Here is a 24,850-nt window from a genome sequence, read left to right as displayed (position 1 = left end):
GATAGATTGAGGCCGTCTGAAAAATGGGTTGACCAATATTTTCAGACGGCCTTTGATATTGAAAGGGATGTATCGGATACGTTCCTTTTGTTTTACCAGCTTTGGGCGATACGGTCAGCTTCTTGCAGGCGTTCGACGGTGCCGACGTCCAACCAAAGGCCGTTGTGGTGTTCGCCGCTGATTTGGTTTTGGTTCATGGCCTGACGCAATAGAGGGGCAAGTTTGGCAGCTTGGTGCGCCGGAGTATCTTTGAAAAGTGCGGGATGATAAACGCCCACGCCGCTGAAAGTCAGGGCTTGGCCGTCTGCGGATGATGCGGATACCAGGCCGTCTGAAAGCAGACCGAAGTCGCCTTCGGGATGGTGGGGCGGATTGTTCACCAGCCACAAATGGGCGAGAAGGTTGTGTTCCTGCATGCGCTGGGCAGCCAGTCGTGCAGCTTGGAAATTAATGTCGGTTAATACATCGCCATTGACGACCAAAAACGGCTCGTTGCCCAAAAGAGGCAGGGCAGTGGCAATGCCGCCGGCGGTTTCCAGGCCTCCGGCGCGCTCTGGAGAGTAGGCAATGCGCACGCCGTAGTCCGAACCATCTTTCAAGGTATCTTCGATTTGTTGTCCAAGCCAGGCATGGTTGATGACGATTTCAGTAAAACCGGCCTGCTGCAGGCGGCGCAAGTGCCAGCCGATAAGCGGTGTACCTGCTACTTCGAGTAAGGGTTTGGGCGTGTGGTCGGTCAGCGGGCGCATGCGTTCGCCGCGACCGGCGGCTAGTATCATTGCTTTCATGGGTGTGCCTATAATGTGTGAAACAGAAAAAGTCTCAGGCCGTCTGAAAAATGAAACCGATGTTTCAGACGGCCTGAGACCTTTATTTATGCCAAAGATTTGAATTGCCTACGGAAATACAGCAATGCCGGCGCTTGCGTGTCGGTATTGCGGATTTCGTTGATCTGAACGAAAAAGACGTAATGCGTGCCGATTTCGCGTTGATCGACAATGCTGCCGTGCAGGTGCGCCAGTGCGCCTTCGACTTCGAGTTGTCCGGTTTGCCCCCTGTGCCAAATATGGTATTCGAAGCGTTCTTCGGGCGAGAGGTCGGTCAGTCCGGCAAAGTGTTCGGCAACATCCTGCTGGCTATCGTTGAGTGTGTTGATGCACAAATCACGGTTGCCTTGCAGAATGGGAATGATGGCGGATTGGCGGTTGATGCACAGCATGACCGTCGGTGGCTCGTCGGTAACGGCAGTTACGGCAGTCATAGTAATGCCATAGCGTCCCGCTTCGCCGTCTGTCGTGATAACGTGCACGCCGGCGGCACAGGAGGCCATGGCATCTCGGAAGGATCTCTTGAGTGTGTGTGTTGAATCTGTCATCCGGCTCGCTTTATTTTAATGCCTGTTCGATTTTTGCCAGCTCTGCCAAGAGTTCTTTGAGTTGTGCCATTTTTTCTTTGGTAAGGACTTTTTCAATTGCGTCATAGCGCTCGTCAACCAATGCGCCGGTGGACTCATAGAGTTTCTCGCCTTCGGGCGTCAGTTTCAGATAAACGCGGCGTTGGTCGTTGGAAGGCTTCAGGCGCACGGCCAAACCTGCTTTTTCCAAGCGGGTCAGAATGCCGGTCAGGCTGGGGCGAAGGATGCAGGCCTGATTGGCCAAATCTTGAAAGTCGAGTGTGCCGTTTTCCGCTAAGAGCCGGATGATACGCCATTGCTGGTCAGTAATATTGGCTTGGTTCAGAATAGGGCGGAATTGGGTCATCAATGCTTCCCGTGCCTGAATCAGACCGATATTGATAGATGCATGTTTAGATTGGTTGGGCATTACTAAGTCTCCGGTGTTATCAAAAATCAAACCGTTGAAGCGTGAGGTAGATTGATAAAGGCGAATATTGCTGTTTTAAGGCTGCCGTCGGCAGCCGGGTCATGGGAACAAAAGCATCACTGCCACAATATTAGATGAAGATCTCTAACAGTTTGTTTTGATAATAATGTTTCCAATTGTTCTTATGGTTATATCTTAGTCTATTTTCTTTATAATCTCAACAAAATCATATGTTATTGGGAAAGAGATAGTTTATTTATTTATGAAATGGAATTGGTTGAATATATTCAGTTGAAATTATTCTTTAGATTCTCTATTTTTAGTGGATTTTCAATGAATTTAGCTGAAGATATCTGCCAAGTAAATTCTGATTTTTAAGCCGATATAACTGGAAAGTCCGGATGTGTGATGAATCATTTTGCCATCTTTTAATATGATAATGGTCGGTGTGACGGCTATATCCCATTTTTGAGACATCAGGCCGTCTGAATCATTGAAGTTTGGAAAGGATAGATTGTTTTGTTGCATATAGTGGGCAATGTCCGCGTCGCTTCCGGAGCGCAAGGCTACGCCCAGTGTTGGGATATTGTCTTGGTGCAGCTTTTCTATGGTTGATGATGTGTATGAACAAATACGACACCAGCTACCCCAAAAATAAACGACGGCAACCCGATTTTGGCTGAAGGATTGAAGGGAAGTGGTTTGCCCATCGGTTAAAGTAATGGTTTGTGCCGCTGATTGTAAGGGCTGGTCAGGCTTGCGCACCCAGTCGACAATCAGGGATAAGAAGATGAAGATAATCACAGCCTGAAGCAATGATTTGGCGTAGTGGAGCAGGGTTTTCATCATATATTGCGGGGGATATTGGATTATTGTTTTATAAATGAAAAAAGCCTTGCAGGGCAAGGCTTTTTGATTCGATTCTGAAAACGTATTAACGTTTGGAGAATTGTTTTGCGCGACGTGCTTTGCGCAAACCAGGTTTTTTACGTTCAACTTCACGAGCATCGCGAGTAACGAAGCCTGCTTGAGACAGGGCTGGTTTCAGGGCTGCGTCGAAGTCGATCAGGGCGCGGGTAATGCCGTGACGGATGGCGCCGGATTGACCGGTTTCGCCGCCACCGGTTACGTTAACTTTGATGTCGAAAGATTCGGCATTTTCAGTCAGAACCAGAGGTTGACGTACAACCATGCGGCTGGTTTCACGTGCGAAGAATTCGTCAACGGGACGGCCGTTTACGATGATTTGGCCGGTACCTTTAGTCAAGAATACACGAGCCACTGAACTTTTGCGGCGGCCTGTGCCGTAGTAGTATTTACCGTTCATGTCGTGTCCTTATTATTTCAGTTCCAAAACTTTAGGTTGTTGTGCAGCGTGGCCGTGTTCGGCGCCAGCGTACACTTTCAGTTTTTTGATCATGGCGTAGCCCAGAGGACCTTTAGGCAACATGCCTTTTACGGCTTGTTCCAAAGCGCGGCCTGGGAATTGCTCTTGCATTTCGCGGAAAGTACGCTCGTAGATGCCACCTGGGAAACCAGAGTGACGGAAGTATTTTTTGTCTTCGAATTTAGCACCGGTCACGCGCAGTTTGTCTGCGTTGATGACGATGATGTAGTCGCCGGTATCAACGTGAGGGGTGTATTCGGGTTTGTGTTTGCCGCGCAGACGGTGTGCGACTTCGGCTGCGACACGACCCAGAACTTTGTCTTCTGCGTCAATGACGAACCATTCGCGCTTCACCTCGTGGGGTTTTGCAGAGAAGGTTTTCATGGTTGGAATCCAGATATATATAGAAAGTTATGGATTTTAAAGAGGAGATTGGTTTTTGTCAATCTTAATTGAGTGTGTTTGATGCATGAATATGCGGTTTTTTCAGACGGCCGGAAATCTTTACGAAAGTCTTTACTTGGAAAGGGAAAAGCCACACCTGTCGGTATGGCTTTTTTTAGGGAATCCCCACGAGTGCCGTTTAGGCTGAATCCGCTTGAACCTTGCTGACAAGGCGGTCACCTCGGGTAGTTTCGGGTGCGTCCAATAAACGGACGCTCGCGCCCACTACAGCTCCCGGCAACCTAAAGCGAACGTATTGGTTCAAAGGAATGTATGCCTTCGCGAACACCGCAGGGAAAAGGGGAAAATCAGTTTTGCTCCAAGCGCGCCAGTGCTTTTTGGCACGCGTTGTTCATGTCGGTTATTTTACGCTCAAATTCACCGATTGCCAAATCGTCGTTGAGGGTGGTTTTCAAGAGGTCGTGCACGACGTTGAGGGCTGCCATGACGACGATTTTGTCTGTGCCGACGATGCGGCCGCTTTCTTTAATCGCATCGCTTTTCTTGTTGAGCATTTCAACGGCTTGCAGAAGGGTGGCTTTTTCTTCACTCGGTGTGTTGATGGTGAAGTTGACATTCATGATGTCGAGATTGACTTGTTCGATACTCACGGGGCATCCTTTTATTGTTGTGTTTCTTGGGGCAATCGGGTAATGAGGCTGCGGATTTGGTCTGCGCTTTGGGCCAGCGCGTTGCGGTAGTTTTCTTTTTCGGCAGTCAGGTTGTCAATTTTGCTTTGCAGGTCCTCTTTGAGTTTGCCGACTTGAACCAGCAAGGCTTCGCTGAGTTCGTCAATGGCCGCGTCGTGTTGGCGTTTTTGTTGCTCTTGCTCGAGTTTGAGTCTGTCGATTTCTTCGTTGAGACGGCGGTTTTCTGAAACCAGCGTTTCAAATTTTTGGACAAGTTGGTAAACGTTGATTTCCAGATTGTTCAGTGATTGGTTCATGTGTTTCCCTTCAGACGGCCTTATGGCCGTCATATTGTGCGTCAGGCCGTCTGAATGGCAGACGGCGCGACCGTTTATTCGAAGCGAGCGCTTCGTTCCATCAGTCGTTCAACGACTTGCTGCGGTGTCATTTCTTTGCGGATGAGTTGCAGCAGGGTTTGAGTGATGGGCATATCGATTTGGTATTTGGCGGCGGTGTTGAAGACTTCTTCAATGGTGCTGACACCTTCGGAAACGTGGCCGATTTCGACAAGCACTTGATGCAACTCTTTTCCTTCTGCGAGGCCGAGGCCGACGCGGCGGTTGCGCGAGAGTGCGCCGGTACAGGTCAGGATAAGGTCGCCGATGCCTGCCAAGCCCATCATGGTTTTGGGTTGAGCGCCCATGGCGATGGCAAGGCGGGTGATTTCGGCAAGGCCGCGTGTTACTAAGGCTGCGCGTGCGTTGAGGCCGTATTCGAGGCCGTCTGAAAGGCCGGTGGCAATCGCCATGACGTTTTTAACGGCACCGCCCACTGCGACACCGATGACATCGGTGCTGCCGTACAGGCGCATTACGTTGGTGTTCAGTTGGGCAGTAGTTTCTTCCACCCAGTCTTTGTTTTCGGAAGCAAACACGACGGCGCAAGGCAGTTGGGCTGCGAGTTCTTGGGCAAAGCTCGGTCCTGAGAGAACGCCGATTTTTTTATTGTTAGGCAGGACTTCTTTCAGTACTTGGAAAGTCAGGAGGCCAGTATCTTGTTCAAAACCTTTGCAGGCGGCGAGAACGGGAATATCGGCGGCGTTATGCTGTTTGAGCAGCTCGGCACTGCTTCTGAGGCCGGCTACGGAGGTAACGATCAGGGCAAGTTGGCTGTCTTTCAGCGCTTCACCCAAATCGGCGTGAACGGTCAGGGACTCGGGGAAAGGGAAGCCGGGCAAGCCGCGTTTGTTTTCGCGATCTGCTTGCAGGGTGCGGATTTGGTCGGGATTGCGTGTCCAAAGGGCAACTTCATTGTTGTGGTGCGCAAAGTGCAACGCGAGAGCTGTACCCCACGAACCTGCGCCGATGACGGTAATTTTCATGTTTCTCTTCCATATGGGAACGGGGCTTACTTTAAAACAAACGGCTTTGGGGTGCAAGGGCGGCGTTTGTGAAAAATATTTTGTGCCGTTTAAAAAGCCTTAGGCCGTCTGAAAGTTCAGACGGCCTGCTTCGGTTTATGATTTATTGTTACCGGAATGGTAGGCATCGTAGGCGTAGTAGTCGTAGCTGTTGTTGGCTTCGCGCTTCATGCCGTTGAGGACGACACCTTTGATGTTGATGTGGTTTTGTTTGAGGCGCTCGACGCTGGCCTCAAGCTCTCGTGCACGCGTGTGCGCATAACGGCTGATCATCAGGACGGTGCCGGCATGTTGGCCGATGATGACGGCATCGGTCACGGCCAATACGGGCGGCGTGTCCAAAATGACGTAATCGTAGCGTTGGCGCGCGTGGGCGAGCAACTCGTTGAAACGGTTGTCCATCAAAAGTTCGGACGGATTACTGGGATAGCTGCCGCTGCTGATGAGGTGGAGGTTTTCAATGCCGGTCTCTTGTACGGCTTTGGCCGGAGCCGCTTTGCCGCTTAGGATGTCAGACAAGCCGAACTCGGGAGTAAGGCCAAAGAGTCGGTCGAGGTAGCCTTTGCGCATATCGGTATCGATAAGCAGAACGCGTTTGCCTGACTGCGCCATTACGGCGGCGAGGTTGGCGGAGATAAAGGATTTACCTGCCTCAGGCGCGGCACCGGTAATCATGAGGACGTTGTTAGGCGCGTCCAGCATGGAGAAGTAGATATTGGTGCGCAGGGCGCGGATGGCTTCGACAGCAGTATCGGCGCGGTCTTCGCTGGCCAGCAGATAGTTGGAACGGCCGCCGGTTTTTTTGAATTTGTTTTTGAAGAAGTCGCGTTTTTGCTGGGTTTTGGAATGCGGAACAAGAGCGACGACTTCCAAATTGAGGTTTTCGATTTCTTCGGATGAAGTAATGCCGTTTTTCATGCGGTTACGAATCATCAGCCACAAAGCGGTCAATGAGCCTGCGGCAAGTGCGCTCAGAAGTGTGATGACGGCTTTGCGCGGTGCAACGGGGTTTTCAGGGACATAGGCATAATCGACGATGCGGACATTACCTTGCGCACTGGCCTTCATGATGTTGAGTTCTTGTTGTTTGCTCAACAGTTGGACGTAGGTAGCCTGGTTGGTTTCTACGTCGCGGGTCAGGCGGATGACTTCTTGTTGGGTATTCGGCAACTCGGCGATTTGTTGGTTGATTTTGTTTTTAGCGCGCTCGAGGACAGCAAGTTTGTCCAATACGGCTTTATAGGAAGGGTGTTCCGGCGTGTACAACTCGGCCAAACCTGCTTCTTCGGTTTTAAGCAGGGTAATTTGGGTTTCGATGCCGGTCAGGCTTTCCAATGCGCCTTTAGACTCGAGCGGAATGTCGAGGGAGCCTGATTGTTGGCGGTAGGCATTGAGTTTGTTTTCAGCGTCTTGCAAGGTTTCTTTCAAGCGTGGTAATTCTTCGCTGATGAAGGCCAAACCGCTGGATGCAACTTGGACGTCACGTTCGCGGTTTTGCGCAACGTAGTTGTCGGCAATGCTGTTGAGGATGACGCTGGTACGTTTAGGGTCGGTGCCGGTAAAGGTAAGGTTGATGATGGGGCTGGTTTTACCTTTGCTGATAACAGCCAGTTTGTTTTGGATGTTTTCGATGGCGCTGATGCGGGAGAACTTGGTCAACGCAAATTCTTGACCCGGATTGGCCAATATTTGATCGATTTTGAGGGTGGTTTGATTGTTGATTTTCAGAGGCACGCCAACCTTGCCTTCGACGACGCGTTTGTCAGGAAGGGTAAGGGTATAGGCTTTGTTGCTCTTGGCGGTCAGCGTGAAGGTTTTGTTGAACCATTCGTCTTGTACGGTAAAGCTGCCGACGGTCAATTTAGGATCGGGGTCTCCGCTGATGTTGTGCATCAGGCTGCCGATAACAGGTGTGTATTTGGCTTTGACTTCTTGGTCAAGCTGAAGATCGTCAACGGTTTTACCCAACACCAAGCGTGATTGAACCAGCTCGACTTCTGCTTCAGACGGCGTGGTTTGGTTGTTGAAGATGCTGTTGATTTCAGTCAGGATTTGGTTTTGTCGCGTTTCAATTTCCAGCATGGCATCAGCACGGTATTGCGGAGTGGATGCCAGGCTGAAGGCTGCGCCAAGAATGCCGCCTGCAAGCAGGGCGGCGAGGATTTTGTATTTATTTGTCCAAATTACGCGCAACTGTTGGCCGAAGTCGATTTCGTCGTTGTCTGCGCTGTAAGGTGTGTAGGTCGTTTTTTTCATTGCTTGCTTTCTTGTTCATGCCGGTTTTATACCGGTTGAGTTTTTCCGTTTAGTTTGGTTTTCCAAGTGTCTGCGGCAGCATTGAGCTGTTCAAAAACGGCTTCAAACATTTCACTGCTTTGTTTGTATGGGTCAGGTACGGTTTTTTTAGGCAACCATTGGGCGAACAGCATGGTTTTGCTGCGTGCCGGCGGATGGATGTCGGCCACCATGTCGATTTGACAGGGCTCCATGACGAGAATCAAATCGGCCTGTTCGCACATTTGGGCAGTCAGTTGGCGTGCCGTATGGCCTGCAACGATAACGCCGTGTTTGAGTGCGGTTTTGATGGCTTGGAAATCGGCATCCTTACCTGCCAGTGCTTTTATGCCGGCGCTGCTGATGCGGTAGCCGGGTAGTTTTTTCTGCATGATCCGCTCTGCGGTGGGGGAGCGGCAGATGTTGCCTAGGCAGACGATGAGTATGTTGTGGTACATGATATTGTTTCGGTTTATGGTCTGAAAAAAGCGTGAGTCAGACTATAAGGTACTGCTTTTCCGTTTGTGCGGTGTGTACGGCTTTTATATGCCGTTTATGTAATTTGGTCGGATTGTGCGTGATTTTGTATCCTGCTGTCAAACAAGGGTCTGACAGCAGGAACCACTGCTTATTTAAACGTATTGTCGAGGGTGTTGACGTTGCTGATGGAGTTGGTAATTTGTGACATTACGCGGTTCCAACGGGTAACTGGGGCGGCGGTAACGTAAACGGTGTCTTCGGAGCGCAGTTTGAATTCGCTGCCCAGTGCGTAAGAGGTCGCATCTTTCAGGTTGAGCTGGTAGATGTGGATAGGTTTGGCCGCATCTTCAGGTGCGCGACGGATCACGAATACGCCGGTTGCGTCAGCATAGTTTTGGTTCATACCGCCGACTTCGCCGAGCGCTTGGGTCAGGTTGAGGCCGTGATTGCCGATTGGCAGGGTGGCTTGTTTGCCGACTTCACCCATGATGTAGATTTTGTTGTTGCTGCTGTTAGGAACGTAAACGATGTCGCCATGGCTAAGGAGATGGTTTTGAGACATATCGCCGTATTGCAGCATGTCTTGCAGGGAGATGGTGCGGTCGACGCCGTTGTGCGTCCATTTGATGTGTTGGGTGTCGGCACTTTGGGTGACACCGCCTGCTTGGTTGATGGCATCCAAAATGGTCATCGGGATATTGGTAATCGGCAGCTGACCTGCTTGGTTGATGGCACCGGATACTGAAATGCGTTGCGAACGGAATTCGGTAACGTTGATGGCTACTTGAGGGTTTTTGATGTAGCGTTTCAGAAGGCTGGTCAGGGTGTTTTGCAATTCATCCAAAGTTTTGCCTTTGGCTTGAATTTTTCCTGCCAACGGGTAAGTGATATAACCGCCCTCATCTACCCAGGCGCCGCGGCTGACTTGGTTGGTTTGCGGATTGCTTTGCTGGATAGGGGAGTTGAGGTCGGAGTGCGCCCAAACCATGATATTGAGGACGTCGCCGCTGCCGATGCGGTAGCGGTAAGCGCTTTTGCTTTGCTCCAAACCTTGGTTGTTTTGGGAAAGTACAGGCGGCTTGCGCATTTTTTCAATCAGGTTGGGCGTGATGGGGTAAACGGCAACGCGGCTGTCGAGGTTGGTATCGGCTGCGGTGTCGGTATCGGTGTAAACAATGGTTTTGGTTCTGGTTTTGATGGTTGAACCAGGAATGACTGTCGTGCTGTTACAGGCAGTCAGTGCGAATAGAGTAAGCAGGGAGAGCGTTTTTTTCATGTAGTAGTCCTTGCGGGATGGTGTCCGGGCCGTCTGAAAATGTTCAGACGGCCTTATTGTTTTGTTGCCAAACCAAGTCGCAGATACCGTCTTTAGGTACGAAGCCTGTCGGTGCGCGCAGCAGAAGCTGGCGCAGGCTGTTTTGGTCGCTTTGGAGACAAGCGGTTTGGAGTTCCGACAGTATGTCAGATAATTGCGTCCATGGAAGCATTACTTCACTGGCGGTCATAATACGGGGATGAGTGGTTTTTTGCACCTCATCACCGATGAGCAGTTCTTCATAAAGTTTCTCGCCCGGGCGCAGGCCGGTAATCTTGATTTCGATGTCGCCGTGTGGGTGTTGCTCGTCTTTGACCTTGAGGCCGCTGAGGACAATCATTTGACGGGCAAGGTCGATGATTTTGACGGATTCGCCCATGTCGAGGACGAATACGTCGCCGCCTTTACCCATTGCACCGGCTTGGATAACCAGTTGCGCTGCTTCGGGAATGGTCATGAAGTAGCGGGTAATGTCTTGGTGGGTCAGGGTAATCGGGCCGCCTTCGGCAATTTGTTTTTCAAATACAGGGACAACGGAGCCGGACGAACCCAATACATTGCCGAAACGCACCATGCAGAAGCGTGTTTTTTGTTCTGGCTCGGCAGCAAGGGCTTGTAGGCAGAGTTCGGCCATGCGTTTGCTGGCGCCCATGGTGTTGGTCGGACGGACGGCTTTGTCGGTGGAAATCAAAACAAAGGTGGAAACGCCCGCATCTACGGCGGCCTGCGCGCAACAGAGTGTGCCGAACACGTTGTTTTGAATGCCTTCGATGGTGTTGAACTCGACCATAGGGACGTGTTTGTAGGCTGCGGCATGATAAACGGTGTCGACGTGATAGGCCTTCATGATGCTGCTAAGGCGTTCTTTGTTTTGAACCGAACCCAAAAGCGGTACGACTTCGACTTGGCTGCCTTGCGCGGCTTGGGTTTCGCGCAATTCTTTGTCTATGCTGTACAGGGCAAATTCAGACAATTCAAACAACAGCAGTTTGGTCGGACGGCAGTTGAGAATCTGACGGCAAAGTTCGGAGCCGATAGAGCCGCCTGCGCCGGTTACCATCACGACTTTGTCGCTGATGTCGGCGCTCATCAATTCAGGGCGAGGTGCCACAGGGGCGCGGCCGAGTAAATCGACCACAGAGATTTTTTTCAATGAGCTGACGTTGATTTTGCCGTCGACCAAATCTTTCATGCCCGGAATGGTCAGGACTTCGCATTTGTATGCTTCGAGGCGGCGGATGATGTCTTTGCGTTCTTCCGGCGTAGAACTTGGAATCGCCAGCAGGATTTTGCGGACGCCGTAACGGCTGATCAGCATCGGGATTTCGTTGGGGTTGTGGACGGCAAGGTCATAGATGACGGTACGTTGGATTTTCGGGTTGTCATCGACAAAGGCGATGGCCGAATATTCGTTAACCTGTTTGATGGCTTCCAACAACTGGCGGCCGGATTGGCCTGCACCGTAGATGATGACGGGGGTCATCTGTTTGCGGTGATGGTCGGTCAGAATCGCACGCAGGATCATGCGTGAGCTGGTTACGCCGACCACCAAGACCAAGAAATAGACGATGGGCAGGGCAAGATGCAGTTTTTGTTCAAAAATCAGGGTGGTCAGGCAGAACAAGACTGCTGAAATGATGCTGCCGAATGCGGCTGAGGTCAGGACGCGGATGCTGACGAAGCGCGTGACGGCGCGATAGAGGCCGATACGGATGAAAAGGATGATGGTCAGCACAGCGGTGCTGCCGAAAGCCAGCCAGTTGGCGATACTCAACCATTCGTCGGAATATTGCACTTTGAGGCTTTGGGCAAACCAAAACGCCACGAATATCATCAAGATATCGTGGATGACGAAGAAGGTTTTTTTAAGGTTGCGCGGCAGAGCCAGCAGGGTTTCCAAGTTCATTTTATATTTCTTGTGTCTGAGTGTTGTAATGTGGCTTGGTACGGATTGTTTGAAGCAGGCTGTTTTATTTTTTCAGACGGCCTGAAGTTGCAGGCCGTCTGAAAATGATTATGCCGTGGCTTCAGTCAATACGGCTTCGATGTTTTCTTTGCAGAACGCAATTTCTTCATTGGTCAGGGTTGGGTGCACCAAGAACATCAGGCTGGTGTCGCCCAACTCGACAGCGTTTTTCAAACGCTCTTTCGGACGCCAAGGCGTGTTGTCGAAGGCTTTTTCCAAATACACTTCGGAGCAGCTGCCTTGATAGCAGGGGACTTTGCGCGCGTTCAGTTCGCTGACGATGCGGTCGCGCGTCCAGCCGTCTTTCAGGTGTTCGGGTTTGACGAAAATATAGAACTTGTATTGCGCGTGTTCGATGTAGTCGGCCACTTCGACCAAACGGATGCTGGCGAATTTGCCCAAGCTTTCAGCCAGTTTGGCGGCGTTTTCTTGGCGGCGCGCCGTCCATTCAGGCATGCGTTTGAGCTGGATGCGGCCGATGACCGCCTGCATTTCCAACATGCGCCAGTTGGTACCGAAGCTTTCGTGCAACCAGCGGAAACCTGGTGCGTGTTCGCGGTTGTACACGGCGTCATAGCTTTTGCCGTGGTCTTTGTACGACCACATTTTGCTCCACAGCTCTTTGTCGTTGGTGGTGACCATGCCGCCTTCGCCACCGGTGGTCATGATTTTGTCTTGGCAGAATGACCAAGCACCGACGTGGCCGATAGAGCCGACGGATTTGCCTTTGTATTTCGCACCGTGCGCTTGGGCGCAGTCTTCGATAACCCACAAGTTATGTTCTTTTGCCAAAGCCATGATGTCGTCCATTTCGGCAGGCATACCGGCAAGGTGAACCACGATGATGGCTTTAGTGTTTGGTGTCAGTGCGGCTTTGATGGTTTCGGCGCTGATGTTTTGGCTGTTCAAATCGACATCGGCGAAAACCGGATTTGCGCCGGCGGTTACGATGCAGGATGCGGAAGCCAAGAAAGTACGCGAAGTGACAATCACATCATCGCCTTGGCCGATGCCCATTGCTTTGAGGGCTACGTCCAAAGCCAACGTACCGTTGGAAAGGGCGACGGCGTATTGTGTGCCGACAAAAGCAGCAAATTCTTTTTCAAATTCGCGACATTCCGTACCTGTCCAGTAGTTGACTTTGTTGGACAGCAGGACTTTGGAAACGGCATCGGCTTCTTCTTGAGTAAAGCTTGGCCATGGGGAGAGTGATGTGTTAAGCATTTGTTTTTCCTGCGAAAAGACTGGTTGATCCTTTGGGAGCAATTTCTTCCAGCAGTTGGCGGTTGATCAGGGTGTATTTCTGACCGTTGATTTCGACGTATGCGCCGTCGTAAGGAGGGAACCAGAAGGCGCGGATTTTCTTCTCGATATTGTCGCCGTCGCGGATTTGCTTCATGGCTTCCATTTCGTCACGGCTGACGTAGCGGCCACCGATGTTTGGCGTGGTCGGCAATTTGGTTTTTGATTCGATGGCGCGGGTGATGATGCGTCGTGCGAAATCTTCCAATGCCTGCATGGTTTTGCGTTCGAGCGATTGGGCGGTTTCTGTTTCAGCGTCAATAGGGAAACGGTCCACCTCGATGATTTCGCCGGTATCGATGGAAGCATCGACGTAGTGGGCGGTATTGCCCCATTCGTTCAGCTCGTCCATGATGGCCAGGTTGTAGCCGCCCGTGCCTTTGTATTCGGGCAACAGCGCAGGATGGAAGTTTATCGTGCCTAAAATCGGAATGCTCAGGAATTCATCACGCAGCTTGCGCCAGTAAAGGACGGACAAGCCCAAATCGTATTTCAGACGGCCTTCTCGCATTGCTTCCAAAGCCGTATCGAAGGTGTACAGGGGCAAGCCCAATTCCTGTGCGGCGGCCGTGGTCGGCGAGCCTTGCAGATGGCTGTCGGTCAAGACGCCGACGATTTCGATATGGTCTTGTTTGGTCAAAAAACGAAGCAGGTTGGCGGAAACCTGTTTACGACCCATAAATAAGATTTTCATGGAGAAATGTCCCTTATGCATTTGCTTTTTCGGTGGCGGAAGTTGTCAGTGTAGTCAATTCTTCCAGGGTGTTTATCCAAAGGGTGGGCTGGTATTCACGACCGTATTGCTCGGGCTCGGCTTGATGAATATTGTGCGGCTTAGGCATGATGCCTATGGAGAGCCAACCCAGTTTGTTTGGTGCGACAAAATCTTTTTTGATGTTGTCGCCGATGTAGATGAAACGTTTTGCAGCCGGATATTTGTTTTGCAGGAAGACAAAACGCTTATCGTCGGGTTTTTCCGATTGCATGGCTTCCGAAATCAAAATGTCGTCAAACAAATCGGTCAAACCCAAGGCCTGTATTTTCAAACGCTGTGTCAGACTGCGGCCGTCTGTAATTAGGGCGCGTGCGGCAAAAGGGCGCATCAGCTTCCGTAAAAAAGACGGTTCGACATAGGGTCGGATAACAGGCCTATGTAGTCGATATTGCCACAAAAGTGATTGTTTCTCTAGTTCGTTTAATTTGCAATGATGACACAAATTGTCGAGCCAGTCTTTACTTTTATTGTCTGCAATTTCATTTAGTACATCGGCATCGTATTGCGGGTAAAGCGACGTAATGATCCCTACAACTGCCTGTATTCCGGAGCATTTGTAGTCGTACTCAGAGTAAAGCGTATCGTCAAGATCAAAGACGATGACGGATTCTTCCGGCTTAATCATGTTCTTTTACCAAAACTTTAGCATCGTAACGAAGCATGATTAAATTGTTTTCCCAGTCGTCGGAGAAAGGGACGTCTTGGCCGCCGATGTATTCTTGAATCAGCCAGCCCGGATAGTTGCCGCCTGCGGCGTAAGTCAACGGGAAACCGCCGCCGAAACGCGGGTTGATTTCTACGCCGTAGGTTGTGCTGTCGGTTTTGCTGACGAAGAATTGCGCGGTAATGCAGCCGCGTGCGCCTTCCAATACGGCCATTTTTTCAACCAGCTCGTTATACAGGGCATTGCGTCGGGTTGCGCCTTTGCTGACTTCGCCGGTGCGTACTTCCAAACGCTCGCGAGGAATGGCGCATTTCAGACGGCCTTGACGGTCGTAATACATATCGACGGTAAACTCGGAAAAAGCATTTTCAATATCGATGTATTGGGCGAACATCATTTTTGGGTCTTCGGTAATGTCGACAGTCAAATCAGCCGGTGTGTTGATTTTTTTCGCACCGATGGCGCGGCTGCCGTCATAAGGCTTGGCAAAACATGGGAAAACCAGGCGGTCCCGTTCGTAAATTTCAGGTGAACGGATGCCGTATTGTGCAAACAGGCCTGCGGTCAGGCGCTTGTCGCGGCACAGGGTAATCAGTTTTACATCGGAAATGACAATATGTATTCCTTCAGCTTCAAAACGGTCACGTGCTTCGGCCAGTTTGAGCAGCTCGGTATCGATGGTTGGCACAATCAGACCGATGTCGTGTTGTTTGGCCAGCTCGAAAATGCTGTCAATGTATTCGGCTGCATCAATGCGCGGCACGCTGAAAGCGCGGTCGGCAACATGGCAGGCAGAAGACATGTGGGGGTTGAGGTCAGTGGCAAAAACGCCGATGCCGTCTGAAAAACGTGCGGCTTCGGTTTGGAAGTCCTGCACCAATTCGACACGGCGACCTGCCGACAGAATCAGTATGTTATTTTTTTTCATCAGTTTTATTACCCGTGAAATAAGGCATGGTGGCTTCTCCTTCGGCTGAGATGCCTTCTTTGACGAAGACTTTTTTAACCGTCAGGAACAAAATTTTGATATCCAGCCAAAAGCTGAAGTTGTCGATGTACCAAACATCGTGGGCGAATTTTTCATCCCATGAAATGGCGTTGCGGCCATTGACTTGAGCCCAACCGGTCACGCCCGGTTTCATTTCGTGGCGGCGGTTTTGGAAGTCGTTGTACAACGGCAGGTAGTGCATCAGCAGTGGACGAGGTCCAACCAGACTCATCTCACCTTTTAAGACATTCCATAATTCAGGAAGTTCGTCCAAACTGGTGGCACGTAATTTTTTGCCGAAATCGGTCAGGCGTTCGCTGTCCGGTAGCGGGTTGCCGTCTTTATCGATTGCATCGCGCATGGAGCGGAATTTAATCATTTTAAACGGCTTGCCATCCTTGCCCGGTCGCTCTTGGATGAAGAACACAGGTGAGCCTAAGTTTTTGCGGATGAGGTACACCAAAATCAAAAACACAGGCGACAGGATAATCAGCCCTGAAGCGGAGGCAACAATGTCAAACAGGCGTTTGAAAAATTTATTCATGAGCTAATCTTTCAATCAGGTTGACGATTTTTTGATAGGCAACGTCGCGCTTGAAACGGCGGATGATTTCTTCGGACTGAACAGGATCATTTTTGCGCTTCAGAATATCTTTGGCTGCTTGAACGAAACCGTCCACATCGCCGGAACGGTAGTTCGCATGCGGCAGCAGGGTAAGGACTTCGGCAACTTCGTCGTTAACCTGGCTGTTCAGAATCGGTTTTTGCAAAGCCATATAGTCGGACAGTTTGTTGGTAATCGACTGCATGGCGTAAGAGTGGATGGCGTTGACGGAAATGTCGCAGCCTTTGGCGACCGACATCATTTCGGCGTAAGGAATGTAGCCGTAGAACTTGATGCCGTCGCAGGCATATTGTTTGAGCCTCTCCAAATCGGGGCCACCGCCCATGATGTGCAATTCGACGTTTTCGCCGGCATCCAACAGTTTGCGAACGCCTTTGCACACGGTTTCCACGTCATAGCTGTAACTGAGCGTGCCCAAGTAGAAAAAGCGGGTTTTGTCGTCGCCAAAATCTTTGGCAGGCGCGGCATCGAGTTTGGGAAAATCAGCGCCGATATAGACGACTTCGCCGGGTACGTTCGGATTGGCTTCTTTGGCGCGGTCGAGATAAGTCTGCGATACGGCAACCAGCGCATCGGCGTAGCGGTAGGCTTGGTTGGCGCGTGAAGCAAAGGGCAGCAGGTTGTGCGGTACTTTTTTCAAAAACGGTACGACCGAGGAGAAAGACTCCGGCCATACATCCTGCACATCGACAATCAGTTTGTAGCCCAAACGCGTTTTGTGTTTGCCCAACAGCAGGTTGGTGGCAATCAGCGGATAGGCGGAAAAGACGACGTCTTGTTCGCCCGGACGGCAGTTTTCCAACCATTTTTCAAAATGTTTGACGAAGCGGTGATGGCTGGTCACGCGTCCCAAAGACACGTTTTTGCTGTATCCGCTTTCTTCCAACAGCATGACTTTCAGACGGCCTTGTGAGGCGGCCTCGGCATCTTCAGGCCGTCTGAAAGATTTGTCGTAGTGCTTGAAGTTGCTGGTAATCAGCAACACGTCATGCGACTGCGACAATAGCTCGGCAAGATACCAGAAGCGGTTGAAATGCGGTTCGGACGGCAGCGAGCAATAAGGGGCGACGATGGTAATGTTCATGTTTCAGACGGCCTTACATTTCGTACGCAGCCATGGTGGTGCGGTAGATTTCGTCGTCGGAGCATAAGGTCTCAACGTGTTTGTGCAGGGCTTTGCCTATTTGACTGCGCAACTCAGGATGCTTGATGAGTGTATCAACGGCTTCGATAAACGCTTCGTCATCGCCGAAAGGAATGCAGTAGCCGGTTTGGCCGGTAATGACCATTTCGGAAATGCCTGCCATGTTGTAGGTCACGACAGGTGTGTCGTAAAGGCCGGCTTCCAAAATATTGTTGCCGACACCTGCGCCGTGGTCGCCCACGCAATGCGGCGTGTTCACCAAAATATCGACTTCTTTGAAGTAGCCGGTCAAGTCGCGGACACCGCCGAGGAAGGTAACTTTATCTTCAATACCCAAACGTTTGGCTTGGGCTTTGAGGTTGTCCATTTCTTCGCCGATACCTGCAACGTTGAGGCGTACAGGCATACCGCGGTCAACCATTTTCTTCAAAATATCCAACATCAGATGCACGGCGCGGACGGTGTCCAAACGGGAAAGCGTGCCCAGTTGGACATAGTCTTTGACTGTTTTTTCAGGAACGAAATCTGCTTTATGCAGGGCGTTGTAAGTGTAGGTGATGCGGTTGGCAGGGAAACCGTAACGGATGAGTTTTTCACGTTCGTGTTTGCAGTTGCCGATGATGTACACGCCCAGCTTGTCGAAAAGCTTGGCGATTTTTGGATAAGTTTCCGGATCAAGGCCGCGCGCGTGGTAGAACACTTTGGTTTTCGGCGAGGTAAACTTGGCCGCAATGGCGCAGGCCGGAACGATACGCGCCATTTGGCAGTGAACCACATCAGGTTTTTCTTTTTTCAGCAGCTTCATATAGGCAAACATGCCTTTGACGTAACCCAAAAGACCGCCTTGGTAAAAATCGATCGGCTGCCAACGGATGCCCAATGCTTGCGCTTCCTGAATCAAAGGGCCGTCTGAAGAGGCCAATACGATATCGTGTCCGCGTTGTTTGAGCAGGCGGCCGAGGCGGAAAGTGGCGTTTTCAGTGCCACCGAGGCCGGACATGGAGGTAGTCAGGATGATTTTCATGATGGTTTCTTCGTATCGTATAGTGTTTCGTTGTATGCGTAAGCGGCCATATCTTTCAGCTTGGGCGCAACAAATACGCTGTAAATAAAAATCAGCAGGCAGGGCAGCCAGATAAACGGCATACGCAAAATAGTGGACGGAATAAAACCGGCCAGCAGGAAAATGCCCAAGGCAACCCAAGCCAAAACGCGCGATTTGCCGGTTACTACGCGGTTTGAGGCAGTGTAGAGGAAATAACACGCCACAAAGGCAATAAAGCCGAGTAAGGAAATCATGCCGAAACCCAGATACAGCTCGATGATGAAGCTGTGCGGGTTTTCAAAGCCCAAGCTGCCGCTCAAATGGCCGCCGAAATATTCGCGGAAGTTTTTAGGACCGTAGCCGGTCAGCAGCAGGGGCGGATTGTTCCAGAAGTAGTTGTAAATCTCTTGACGGTAGGACACGGAGTTGTCGCTGCCCAAGTCGTACAGGAAGAGGTACACGCGGCTGGAAAAGCGTTCCAAAAACTGGTTGCCGTTGAGCGACAGCAAAAATTCCGCAATCGCGCGTGACGGAATCATCGACAATACCAATGCCAGCAAACCAGCAACGCCGACCGTAATAAAACCGTTTTTGCGATAGGCCGTATAAACCAACAAAATCAACAGGTAGCAGCCGATGGCGGTACGCGATACGCTGGCGAAAATGGCCATGCCCAACAGCAGGAACAAGCCCCAGCCAAGTAGTTTTTCTTTGTGTTTCCGCCCTTGGAGTTGGAAGAAAAACAAAATGGCAGGCGCAAGGCAGACCGCGGTGGCGGCGAGGTTGTTCGGGTTAAAGAACAAGCCTTTGAGCGAGCCTTCGTCAATAGCCAACTCATCGCTGGCACTCACAAACTGAATACCGGTGGCCAGCTCTACAAACGGCGGTACGGCGATAAACAGCGTAAATACGATGAGGAACTTCTGAATCGTCCCCAAAGGGTCGTCGGCGCGCTTCAATACTTGGTAAAACAAGTAGAAGAAAGCCGGAACCGCCATAAAAAACAAAATATCCATGTACTGCGTCGGCGTCAGCGACGTAATGCCCATGTGGATGGCGGGCCAGATGCACATGGCGGTCAGGGCGCAGAGCATGGCAAAAATCTTGCGCGGAATATGCTTGCTTTCCAGAAAAAATACGACAAAACCAAGCAGTACAAATATCAGGGTCAGCGGGTTGTCAATACGCGGTACGCCGACCTTAAAGGACAGCGCAGGCCCCAGCATATAGGCTGCGAGCATGATGTATAGGATGTAAGTGTATAAGTTCAGACGTTTTATTTTCATGGTCGTTCTGTTGTTATCGTAGAGACGTGAATCTCAGGTTGGCTATTTTGACGAACGGTTTAATTTGGCTTTGATGTTTTCGGTCGCGGCAAATAGTGCGTGTTTGTATTTTAGGAACAGGAAACCCAGTCCGACTGCCCATGCCAGCGCGAACCAAATGTAGTTGTCGCGCGTACCCAGCCAAGTGTAGGCAAGGCAGATCATCAGGCAGAGCGTTGAGTTGGTATAAATCTTCAGGCGCGGCAAAGGCTGCCACAGGCGTGAAGAGAATTCGGTTTTCAAGATGAAAAACAGCCAAAAAGCCGTTGCGCTGGCCATAGCCGCACCTTTTGCATCGAATTTCGGTACCAGCAGATAGAGCAGGGCGGTATTGGCGATAAAGGCAACGATGTTGATGACGGTAATCAGCCAAGTCGAGCGGACGACGTTCAACCCGATGCCGCTGACTTCGGTCAGCGTGTAAAACAGGGGGAAGAGCATACACGAGAGCAGGATAAATTGAACCTGCGTGTATTTTTCCGGCAGTATCCAAGTCGCCATCGGCGAGAAAATCCCGATGAGGCAAATCATTGCGCTGATGAGGACGGTCATGGAAAGCGTGATGTCGCCGATTTTGTCCAGATTGGTTTTTTCTTCTACCCATTTAAACACCAAAGGTGCCCAGATAGTGGAGAACACGCTTTGGAAAATCAGGGCGACGGCACCAAAGCTGACCGCCATCGAATAAATACCCAACTCGTCCAAGCCCGAGATATTCTTGAGGACAAAACGGTCAATCGAAGTCAGGCCCCAATAGGCCAAGTTGCCGAATGCCAGTGGCAGGCCGTAGCGCAGGCCGTCCCGATGCAGCTCGGACGACCATTTCGCATGGGAAACGGCTTGCAGATCTCGGCGCAGTTGATAGATTAACAGCGCAACGGTCAGCACTTGGGCGGCGGTGTAGGCAAAAACCAGCGAAGTGGTATTGGCGGGCAGGCCGGAAGCGATCACGGCAAAAACCAACACCAAAATCAAAAATTTCGGCGCAAGCTGACTGACGGAAAAAGCCAGTGCCTGCTCTTTCATCCGCAAAATCAAGGCTAAAAAACGGATAATCAGCGTGGTGGCCAAGAAAATCAGGAAGAGAATCCCCAAATTTGCACTGGGGATGTCGAAAATGATTTCAGACGGCCATGATGCGTTTATCAATAACACTAAAACCACAACCGCCACAGTCAGAATCAATGGCGATAAAAAAACGGATTTGAACAGCGCGGCCTTGTCTTTAACTGCGTAATAGTCGCGAATATAGGATTGGTCCAGCCCCAAGCCCAGCAACAGGATGCTCAGTCCGGCAATGGTCTGCAAGAGTACGATACGGCCGATGTCTTCCGCAGGGAAGTACCATGAGATGAGCGGCAGGGAAAGTAGGCCGAAAGCGGCGCTTCCTACCGGACCCAATGCGTAGCCGAGGATTTTTTTCGCGTTCATATTATTTGTTTTCAGACGGCCGGAAGTTCGAGCTGAGCGTTTTTCGTAAGAGATGCGTTGTTACCGTTGCCGGTTTGCCAAGGCCGTCTGAAAAAACAAATGGCCTTGGGAAACCGGCCGCCGTCCCGGTCGGGGAAACCGGTGGCAGCCGGATGCGTCTGAAGCAAGATTATGCTTTGATGACTTTAGGATTTTTCACTGGGAATTTGCCGCGAGTATCGACAATCAGCTTGGCATGTTCGGTGATCATGTCATAGTCGAATTTGTCGTGATCGGTGGTCAGAACCACGCAGTCGTATTGGGCGACAGTTTCAGGGGTCAGCGCTTCGCTCTTCAGGTCGAAGTAGTGGTGGCCGGGGATATGTGGGAACTCTGGAACGTGCGGGTCAGAGTAGGAAACCACTGCGCCCAGTTTGTGCAGGCGGTCCATAACTTCCACAGACGGGCTTTCGCGCATATCGTCCACGTTTTTCTTGTAGGCGATACCCAATACCAAGATTTTGCTGTCTTTGATAGAACGGTTGTGGTCATTCAAAGCCAGGCTGACTTTTTCGATAACGTAGTCAGGCATATGGGAGTTTACTTCACCGGCCAATTCGATAAAACGGGTGTTTACGCCGTATTCGCGTGCTTTCCAAGTCAGGTAGAACGGGTCGATAGGGATACAGTGGCCGCCCAAGCCAGGGCCTGGGTAATAAGCAACGAAGCCGAACGGTTTGGTTGCGGCGGCATTGATGACTTCGTGAATGTCAATGCCCATTTTGTCGGCAACGATTTTCATTTCGTTCACCAAGCCGATGTTTACGGCGCGGTGGATGTTTTCCAGAAGTTTGGTCAGCTCGGCCGCTTTGGTGGAGCTTACTGGAACAACTTTATCGATGGCAGGTTGGTACAGCGCAAGGCCGACTTCCAGACACGCAGGGGTATGGCCACCGATGACTTTGGGAATGGTACGGGTTTCAAAGTTAGGGTTGCCCGGGTCTTCGCGCTCAGGAGAGTAAACCAAGAATACGTCTTGACCGACTTTCAAGCCGCCTTCTTCCATGCGTGGCAGCAATTCTTCCTCGGTAGTGCCGGGGTAGGTAGTAGATTCCAAAGACAGCACTTGACCGGCACGCAGGTAAGGTTTTACCGCATCGGTAGTGTCAATCACAAAGCTCATATCCGGCTCGCGGTATTTGTTCAGCGGAGTCGGTACGCACAAAATGACGGCTTCTACTTCGCCGATGCGGGAGAAGTCTGTCGTTGCTTCAAACAGGCTGTTGGAAGCAGCGGCAATTTTGTCGGAAGGGATATGCTCAATGTAGCTTTCGCCTTTGTTGAGCTTGTCGACTTTGTTGGTGTCAATGTCGAAACCCAAAACTTGGTAACCGATATCCACGTAGCGCAACATCAGTGGTAAACCGACGTAGCCTAAGCCAACGATGCCGATTTTTGCGGTCTTATCGGCAAATTTTTGTATCGTAATGTTTTTCATGATGTCTTTCGTTTAATGAATGAGTAAATCGGGAGTGTTTGCCCGATGCCTGAGTTGTTTGCTGCAACCGCATAGCCATAGCCGGCTGCCGTATCGTGTGAAGCCTTAAAACCATACTTATAATTACATTAGACAAAATCATAAGCACTTATCTGATTCGTCTCAATCAAAAAAGTTTAACGGTCGTTCAGACGGCCTCTATGGTATGGAAACGGTATTTTTGAATACTTAATTTTTAGAAATTACATTCAACCACATGTTTTGATTTTAGATATTGTTTTGTCAAATGTATGATTCATGAAATGAAACTACCGTTTATGCCGTTTAAAACCCTTCTAGAATAAAAACTTTTAATAAATTTTCGTGGCTTAACTTATCTTAATAATCCATTATTTCGTGATGAAAAAAAGGAAAATTTGTCGACAATCGGCTTGAGGATAGTTAACTTAAGTCAAAGTTTTAAATTGGAATACGCTAAAGTCATTATAATATATTGACGAAAAAATTACATTTATTGCTATGTAAATGATAGATATATCCTATTAAAAGTGGTTTGATTATTAAGTTGAGGCAATTAGACGGATTTTTTCCGGAGAACCCATTTAATGTCCTGCCCGATGATTTCTACCGATTGACTTTGCCAAGGGCCGTCTGAAAGTAGGGCGGCCGGATTTTCAGGGAGGGAGAAAAGAGGTTTGCCTGCGCCTAATAGTTTTGGCGCTTGGTAGAGGACGATTTCATCCACCAAGTCATCCTTCAGAAAGGATGAAGCAAGTGTTGAGCCTGCTTCTACCAGAACTTCGCCAAAGCCAAGCTCTGCCAGTTGCGGCATGAGTGAAAGAAGATTGATGCGGCCGTTGATGTGTTCAGACGGCCTGATGATGCGGATATGTTCAAATGCGCTTAGAGCCTGCAAACGTTGTTCATCTGAGGAAAGGGTAACGATAACGATCGGGCTTTCGGTATCGGTAACGAGGTGGCAGTCCAAAGGGATTTGCAGTCGGCTGTCTAAGACGATACGCGCAGGTTGGCGCAGGGTGGGGAAGCTGCGGACATTGAGTTTCGGGTTGTCGGCAAGTACGGTACCGATACCGGTCAAAACGGCGCAACTTTCGGCACGGAGAATTTGCACGTCTTCGCGCGCTGTTTCACCGGTAATCCAAAAGCTGCGGCCGTCTGAAAGGGCGGTTTTGCCGTCCAAACTGGCGGCGCATTTGAGGCGGACAAACGGTCTGCCGCGTTCGATACGCGACAGGAAACCGCGGTTGAGTTCGCGCGCCTGCGCTTCCAGTAAACCGCTTTCGGTACGGATTCCGGCGGCTTCCAGCATGGACAAACCTTTGCCTGCGACCAACGGGTTAGGGTCGGTCATGGCGGCAACCACGCGCGTTACACCGGAATGAACCAGCGCTTCGGCGCATGGCGGTGTGCGGCCGTAATGGCTGCAAGGTTCCAGCGTGACATAGGCTGTTGCGCCTTTGGCCGCCGCTCCGGCCTGCCTTAATGCGTGAACTTCAGCGTGCGGCTCGCCTGCTTTGACGTGGAAACCTTGTCCGACGATTTGTGCGCCGTGTGCAATCACGCAACCGACGCGGGGATTTGGGGAAGTAGAAAACCGCCCAAGCTTGGCCAGCTCGAGGGCGGTTTGCATCATTTGGGTATCAAGTGTGGAAAACATGGTTTCAGACGGCCTTATTTGGCTTTACATTCGGCGATGACTTGGGTGAATTCGGAAACGTCTTTAAAGCTTTTATAGACGGACGCGAAGCGGACATAAGCGACTTGGTCAATTTTTGCCAGTTCTTCCATCGCCATTTCACCGACGATGCGCGAAGCAACTTCTTTTTTGCCCAAACGGTAGAGGCGCTGCTCGATAAGGGCAACGGTTTCATCGATTTGTTCTTGTGTGACAGGACGTTTGTGCAGCGCGCGCTCAAGGCTGGTCTGCAGTTTGTGCGCATTGAAGGGAACCCGTGTGCCGTTGGATTTGATGACTTGCGGCATCCGCATTTCAACAGTTTCAAAAGTGCTGAAGCGTTGTCCGCATTCCAAGCATCTGCGACGGCGACGGATGCTGTTGGTGTCTTCCAGCCATCGCGAGTCGGTTACTTGAGTGTTGGGGTGTTGGCAAAACGGGCACTTCATCGGGTTTCCTTGTCATACGCTCGGCAAGGTCGCTAAGCAATTGAATTTATTGTTTGTGAACTATTATTGTAGCGGATTGCGTTATTTTCGTATAGTAAAGGCTTTGTCTATGGATTAAGTATAAAAAGGCCGTCTGAAAGGGCAACTTGAGTGAAGTTGAGCCTTTCAGACGGTCTTATGTTTTTCAGTCA

25 protein-coding genes and 1 other RNA gene are annotated in these 24,850 nt (G+C 50.6%); all 26 read right to left on the bottom strand.

The features are described from left to right. Positions 1 to 92: 92 nt before the first annotated feature. Positions 93 to 788 (bottom strand): N-acetylmuramate alpha-1-phosphate uridylyltransferase MurU, encoded by a 696-nt coding sequence (gene murU, locus ACTHTS_RS09330; RefSeq protein ID WP_440369860.1) that lies wholly within the window; start codon positions 786 to 788, stop codon positions 93 to 95. 86 nt (positions 789 to 874) lie between these two features. Then, positions 875 to 1,375 (bottom strand): 4-hydroxyphenylacetate 3-monooxygenase, reductase component, encoded by a 501-nt coding sequence (gene hpaC, locus ACTHTS_RS09325; protein WP_070625197.1) that lies wholly within the window; start codon positions 1,373 to 1,375, stop codon positions 875 to 877. Positions 1,376 to 1,385: 10 nt separating this feature from the next. Beyond that, positions 1,386 to 1,823 (bottom strand): homoprotocatechuate degradation operon regulator HpaR, encoded by a 438-nt coding sequence (hpaR, locus tag ACTHTS_RS09320; protein ID WP_004520883.1) that lies wholly within the window; start codon positions 1,821 to 1,823, stop codon positions 1,386 to 1,388. A gap of 339 nt (positions 1,824 to 2,162) precedes the next feature. After that, on the bottom strand, positions 2,163 to 2,669 hold the full coding sequence (locus ACTHTS_RS09315; protein WP_440369859.1) for a protein disulfide oxidoreductase: 507 nt from the start codon (positions 2,667 to 2,669) through the stop codon (positions 2,163 to 2,165). 88 nt (positions 2,670 to 2,757) lie between these two features. Further along, the gene (rpsI, locus tag ACTHTS_RS09310) at positions 2,758 to 3,150 is read right to left on the bottom strand and encodes a 30S ribosomal protein S9 (protein ID WP_003681515.1); all 393 of its coding nucleotides are present in this window, start codon (positions 3,148 to 3,150) and stop codon (positions 2,758 to 2,760) included. A 12-nt stretch (positions 3,151 to 3,162) separates the two neighbouring features. Continuing rightward, complete coding sequence (gene rplM / locus ACTHTS_RS09305) at positions 3,163 to 3,594, bottom strand: 50S ribosomal protein L13 (RefSeq protein WP_003684605.1); 432 nt, start codon at positions 3,592 to 3,594, stop codon at positions 3,163 to 3,165. A gap of 179 nt (positions 3,595 to 3,773) precedes the next feature. Next, positions 3,774 to 3,954, bottom strand: a non-coding RNA gene (gene ssrS / locus ACTHTS_RS09300) — 6S RNA. Positions 3,955 to 3,962: 8 nt separating this feature from the next. Continuing rightward, complete coding sequence (locus tag ACTHTS_RS09295) at positions 3,963 to 4,265, bottom strand: cell division protein ZapA (protein ID WP_003681511.1); 303 nt, start codon at positions 4,263 to 4,265, stop codon at positions 3,963 to 3,965. Positions 4,266 to 4,276: 11 nt separating this feature from the next. Beyond that, positions 4,277 to 4,600, bottom strand: a complete 324-nt coding sequence (locus tag ACTHTS_RS09290; RefSeq protein ID WP_039862529.1) for a hypothetical protein — start codon at positions 4,598 to 4,600, stop codon at positions 4,277 to 4,279. Positions 4,601 to 4,674: 74 nt separating this feature from the next. After that, positions 4,675 to 5,664 carry an NAD(P)H-dependent glycerol-3-phosphate dehydrogenase gene (locus tag ACTHTS_RS09285; protein WP_004520880.1) on the bottom strand — a complete coding sequence of 330 codons (990 nt, stop codon included), beginning with the start codon at positions 5,662 to 5,664 and terminating at the stop codon, positions 4,675 to 4,677. Between the two features lie 135 nt (positions 5,665 to 5,799). Next, positions 5,800 to 7,959 (bottom strand): polysaccharide biosynthesis tyrosine autokinase, encoded by a 2,160-nt coding sequence (locus ACTHTS_RS09280; protein WP_440369858.1) that lies wholly within the window; start codon positions 7,957 to 7,959, stop codon positions 5,800 to 5,802. Between the two features lie 26 nt (positions 7,960 to 7,985). Beyond that, positions 7,986 to 8,435 carry a low molecular weight protein-tyrosine-phosphatase gene (locus ACTHTS_RS09275; RefSeq protein WP_440369857.1) on the bottom strand — a complete coding sequence of 150 codons (450 nt, stop codon included), beginning with the start codon at positions 8,433 to 8,435 and terminating at the stop codon, positions 7,986 to 7,988. A gap of 170 nt (positions 8,436 to 8,605) precedes the next feature. Next, on the bottom strand, positions 8,606 to 9,733 hold the full coding sequence (locus ACTHTS_RS09270) for a polysaccharide export protein (protein ID WP_070607183.1): 1,128 nt from the start codon (positions 9,731 to 9,733) through the stop codon (positions 8,606 to 8,608). A gap of 43 nt (positions 9,734 to 9,776) precedes the next feature. Further along, entirely contained in the window at positions 9,777 to 11,678 is a 1,902-nt protein-coding gene (locus ACTHTS_RS09265; RefSeq protein ID WP_440369856.1) for a polysaccharide biosynthesis protein, read from the bottom strand. Between the two features lie 108 nt (positions 11,679 to 11,786). Then, positions 11,787 to 12,962 carry a DegT/DnrJ/EryC1/StrS family aminotransferase gene (locus ACTHTS_RS09260; RefSeq protein ID WP_440369855.1) on the bottom strand — a complete coding sequence of 392 codons (1,176 nt, stop codon included), beginning with the start codon at positions 12,960 to 12,962 and terminating at the stop codon, positions 11,787 to 11,789. Next, positions 12,955 to 13,734, bottom strand: a complete 780-nt coding sequence (locus ACTHTS_RS09255; protein ID WP_440369854.1) for a methionyl-tRNA formyltransferase — start codon at positions 13,732 to 13,734, stop codon at positions 12,955 to 12,957. The genes ACTHTS_RS09260 and ACTHTS_RS09255 overlap by 8 nt, the downstream gene beginning before the upstream one ends. A 13-nt stretch (positions 13,735 to 13,747) precedes the next feature. Next, positions 13,748 to 14,440, bottom strand: a complete 693-nt coding sequence (locus tag ACTHTS_RS09250) for an HAD family hydrolase (protein ID WP_049336949.1) — start codon at positions 14,438 to 14,440, stop codon at positions 13,748 to 13,750. Then, the gene (locus ACTHTS_RS09245; RefSeq protein WP_440369853.1) at positions 14,433 to 15,407 is read right to left on the bottom strand and encodes an ATP-grasp domain-containing protein; all 975 of its coding nucleotides are present in this window, start codon (positions 15,405 to 15,407) and stop codon (positions 14,433 to 14,435) included. The genes ACTHTS_RS09250 and ACTHTS_RS09245 overlap by 8 nt, the downstream gene beginning before the upstream one ends. Continuing rightward, positions 15,394 to 16,011, bottom strand: a complete 618-nt coding sequence (locus tag ACTHTS_RS09240; RefSeq protein WP_049333552.1) for a sugar transferase — start codon at positions 16,009 to 16,011, stop codon at positions 15,394 to 15,396. Before ACTHTS_RS09240 ends, ACTHTS_RS09245 begins: the two co-directional genes overlap by 14 nt. Next, on the bottom strand, positions 16,004 to 17,176 hold the full coding sequence (locus ACTHTS_RS09235; RefSeq protein WP_440369852.1) for a glycosyltransferase: 1,173 nt from the start codon (positions 17,174 to 17,176) through the stop codon (positions 16,004 to 16,006). Before ACTHTS_RS09235 ends, ACTHTS_RS09240 begins: the two co-directional genes overlap by 8 nt. A 13-nt stretch (positions 17,177 to 17,189) precedes the next feature. Further along, a complete protein-coding gene (locus ACTHTS_RS09230) occupies positions 17,190 to 18,260 on the bottom strand; it encodes a glycosyltransferase family 4 protein (protein WP_440369851.1) in 1,071 nt (356 codons plus the stop codon). Further along, positions 18,257 to 19,567: an O-antigen ligase family protein gene (locus ACTHTS_RS09225; RefSeq protein WP_440369850.1), complete on the bottom strand. Its 1,311-nt coding sequence runs from the start codon at positions 19,565 to 19,567 to the stop codon at positions 18,257 to 18,259. Before ACTHTS_RS09225 ends, ACTHTS_RS09230 begins: the two co-directional genes overlap by 4 nt. 42 nt (positions 19,568 to 19,609) lie before the next feature. Then, positions 19,610 to 21,037 carry an oligosaccharide flippase family protein gene (locus ACTHTS_RS09220; RefSeq protein ID WP_440369849.1) on the bottom strand — a complete coding sequence of 476 codons (1,428 nt, stop codon included), beginning with the start codon at positions 21,035 to 21,037 and terminating at the stop codon, positions 19,610 to 19,612. Positions 21,038 to 21,206: 169 nt separating this feature from the next. Next, a complete protein-coding gene (locus ACTHTS_RS09215; protein ID WP_440369848.1) occupies positions 21,207 to 22,514 on the bottom strand; it encodes a nucleotide sugar dehydrogenase in 1,308 nt (435 codons plus the stop codon). A 574-nt stretch (positions 22,515 to 23,088) separates the two neighbouring features. Continuing rightward, positions 23,089 to 24,192, bottom strand: coding sequence for a bifunctional diaminohydroxyphosphoribosylaminopyrimidine deaminase/5-amino-6-(5-phosphoribosylamino)uracil reductase RibD (gene ribD, locus ACTHTS_RS09210; RefSeq protein ID WP_440369847.1), 1,104 nt, complete (start codon positions 24,190 to 24,192; stop codon positions 23,089 to 23,091). A gap of 14 nt (positions 24,193 to 24,206) precedes the next feature. Then, a complete protein-coding gene (gene nrdR, locus ACTHTS_RS09205; RefSeq protein ID WP_150540629.1) occupies positions 24,207 to 24,659 on the bottom strand; it encodes a transcriptional regulator NrdR in 453 nt (150 codons plus the stop codon). Positions 24,660 to 24,850: the final 191 nt, after the last annotated feature.

The sequence above is a fragment of the Neisseria sp. P0019.S003 genome (genome assembly GCF_051957115.1).
Taxonomy (GTDB): Bacteria; Pseudomonadota; Gammaproteobacteria; order Burkholderiales; family Neisseriaceae; genus Neisseria; species Neisseria flavescens_D.
This window is presented reverse-complemented; position numbering and strand designations above follow the sequence as displayed.

What these genes read in the sequence shown, in the direction of transcription:
- ACTHTS_RS09225 (WP_440369850.1), bottom strand. Translation starts at nt 19,567, where the DNA reads ATGAAAATAAAACGTCTGAACTTATACACTTACATCCTATACATCATG.
- ACTHTS_RS09280 (WP_440369858.1), bottom strand. Translation starts at nt 7,959, where the DNA reads ATGAAAAAAACGACCTACACACCTTACAGCGCAGACAACGACGAAATC.
- hpaC (WP_070625197.1), bottom strand. Translation starts at nt 1,375, where the DNA reads ATGACAGATTCAACACACACACTCAAGAGATCCTTCCGAGATGCCATG.
- ACTHTS_RS09250 (WP_049336949.1), bottom strand. Translation starts at nt 14,440, where the DNA reads ATGATTAAGCCGGAAGAATCCGTCATCGTCTTTGATCTTGACGATACG.
- ACTHTS_RS09255 (WP_440369854.1), bottom strand. Translation starts at nt 13,734, where the DNA reads ATGAAAATCTTATTTATGGGTCGTAAACAGGTTTCCGCCAACCTGCTT.
- ribD (WP_440369847.1), bottom strand. Translation starts at nt 24,192, where the DNA reads ATGTTTTCCACACTTGATACCCAAATGATGCAAACCGCCCTCGAGCTG.
- ACTHTS_RS09315 (WP_440369859.1), bottom strand. Translation starts at nt 2,669, where the DNA reads ATGAAAACCCTGCTCCACTACGCCAAATCATTGCTTCAGGCTGTGATT.
- ACTHTS_RS09270 (WP_070607183.1), bottom strand. Translation starts at nt 9,733, where the DNA reads ATGAAAAAAACGCTCTCCCTGCTTACTCTATTCGCACTGACTGCCTGT.
- rplM (WP_003684605.1), bottom strand. Translation starts at nt 3,594, where the DNA reads ATGAAAACCTTCTCTGCAAAACCCCACGAGGTGAAGCGCGAATGGTTC.
- ACTHTS_RS09215 (WP_440369848.1), bottom strand. Translation starts at nt 22,514, where the DNA reads ATGAAAAACATTACGATACAAAAATTTGCCGATAAGACCGCAAAAATC.
- ACTHTS_RS09285 (WP_004520880.1), bottom strand. Translation starts at nt 5,664, where the DNA reads ATGAAAATTACCGTCATCGGCGCAGGTTCGTGGGGTACAGCTCTCGCG.
- ACTHTS_RS09265 (WP_440369856.1), bottom strand. Translation starts at nt 11,678, where the DNA reads ATGAACTTGGAAACCCTGCTGGCTCTGCCGCGCAACCTTAAAAAAACC.
- ACTHTS_RS09220 (WP_440369849.1), bottom strand. Translation starts at nt 21,037, where the DNA reads ATGAACGCGAAAAAAATCCTCGGCTACGCATTGGGTCCGGTAGGAAGC.
- ACTHTS_RS09240 (WP_049333552.1), bottom strand. Translation starts at nt 16,011, where the DNA reads ATGAATAAATTTTTCAAACGCCTGTTTGACATTGTTGCCTCCGCTTCA.
- rpsI (WP_003681515.1), bottom strand. Translation starts at nt 3,150, where the DNA reads ATGAACGGTAAATACTACTACGGCACAGGCCGCCGCAAAAGTTCAGTG.
- ACTHTS_RS09230 (WP_440369851.1), bottom strand. Translation starts at nt 18,260, where the DNA reads ATGAAAATCATCCTGACTACCTCCATGTCCGGCCTCGGTGGCACTGAA.
- ACTHTS_RS09245 (WP_440369853.1), bottom strand. Translation starts at nt 15,407, where the DNA reads ATGAAAAAAAATAACATACTGATTCTGTCGGCAGGTCGCCGTGTCGAA.
- ACTHTS_RS09260 (WP_440369855.1), bottom strand. Translation starts at nt 12,962, where the DNA reads ATGCTTAACACATCACTCTCCCCATGGCCAAGCTTTACTCAAGAAGAA.
- ACTHTS_RS09275 (WP_440369857.1), bottom strand. Translation starts at nt 8,435, where the DNA reads ATGTACCACAACATACTCATCGTCTGCCTAGGCAACATCTGCCGCTCC.
- ACTHTS_RS09290 (WP_039862529.1), bottom strand. Translation starts at nt 4,600, where the DNA reads ATGAACCAATCACTGAACAATCTGGAAATCAACGTTTACCAACTTGTC.
- ACTHTS_RS09235 (WP_440369852.1), bottom strand. Translation starts at nt 17,176, where the DNA reads ATGAACATTACCATCGTCGCCCCTTATTGCTCGCTGCCGTCCGAACCG.
- hpaR (WP_004520883.1), bottom strand. Translation starts at nt 1,823, where the DNA reads ATGCCCAACCAATCTAAACATGCATCTATCAATATCGGTCTGATTCAG.
- murU (WP_440369860.1), bottom strand. Translation starts at nt 788, where the DNA reads ATGAAAGCAATGATACTAGCCGCCGGTCGCGGCGAACGCATGCGCCCG.
- nrdR (WP_150540629.1), bottom strand. Translation starts at nt 24,659, where the DNA reads ATGAAGTGCCCGTTTTGCCAACACCCCAACACTCAAGTAACCGACTCG.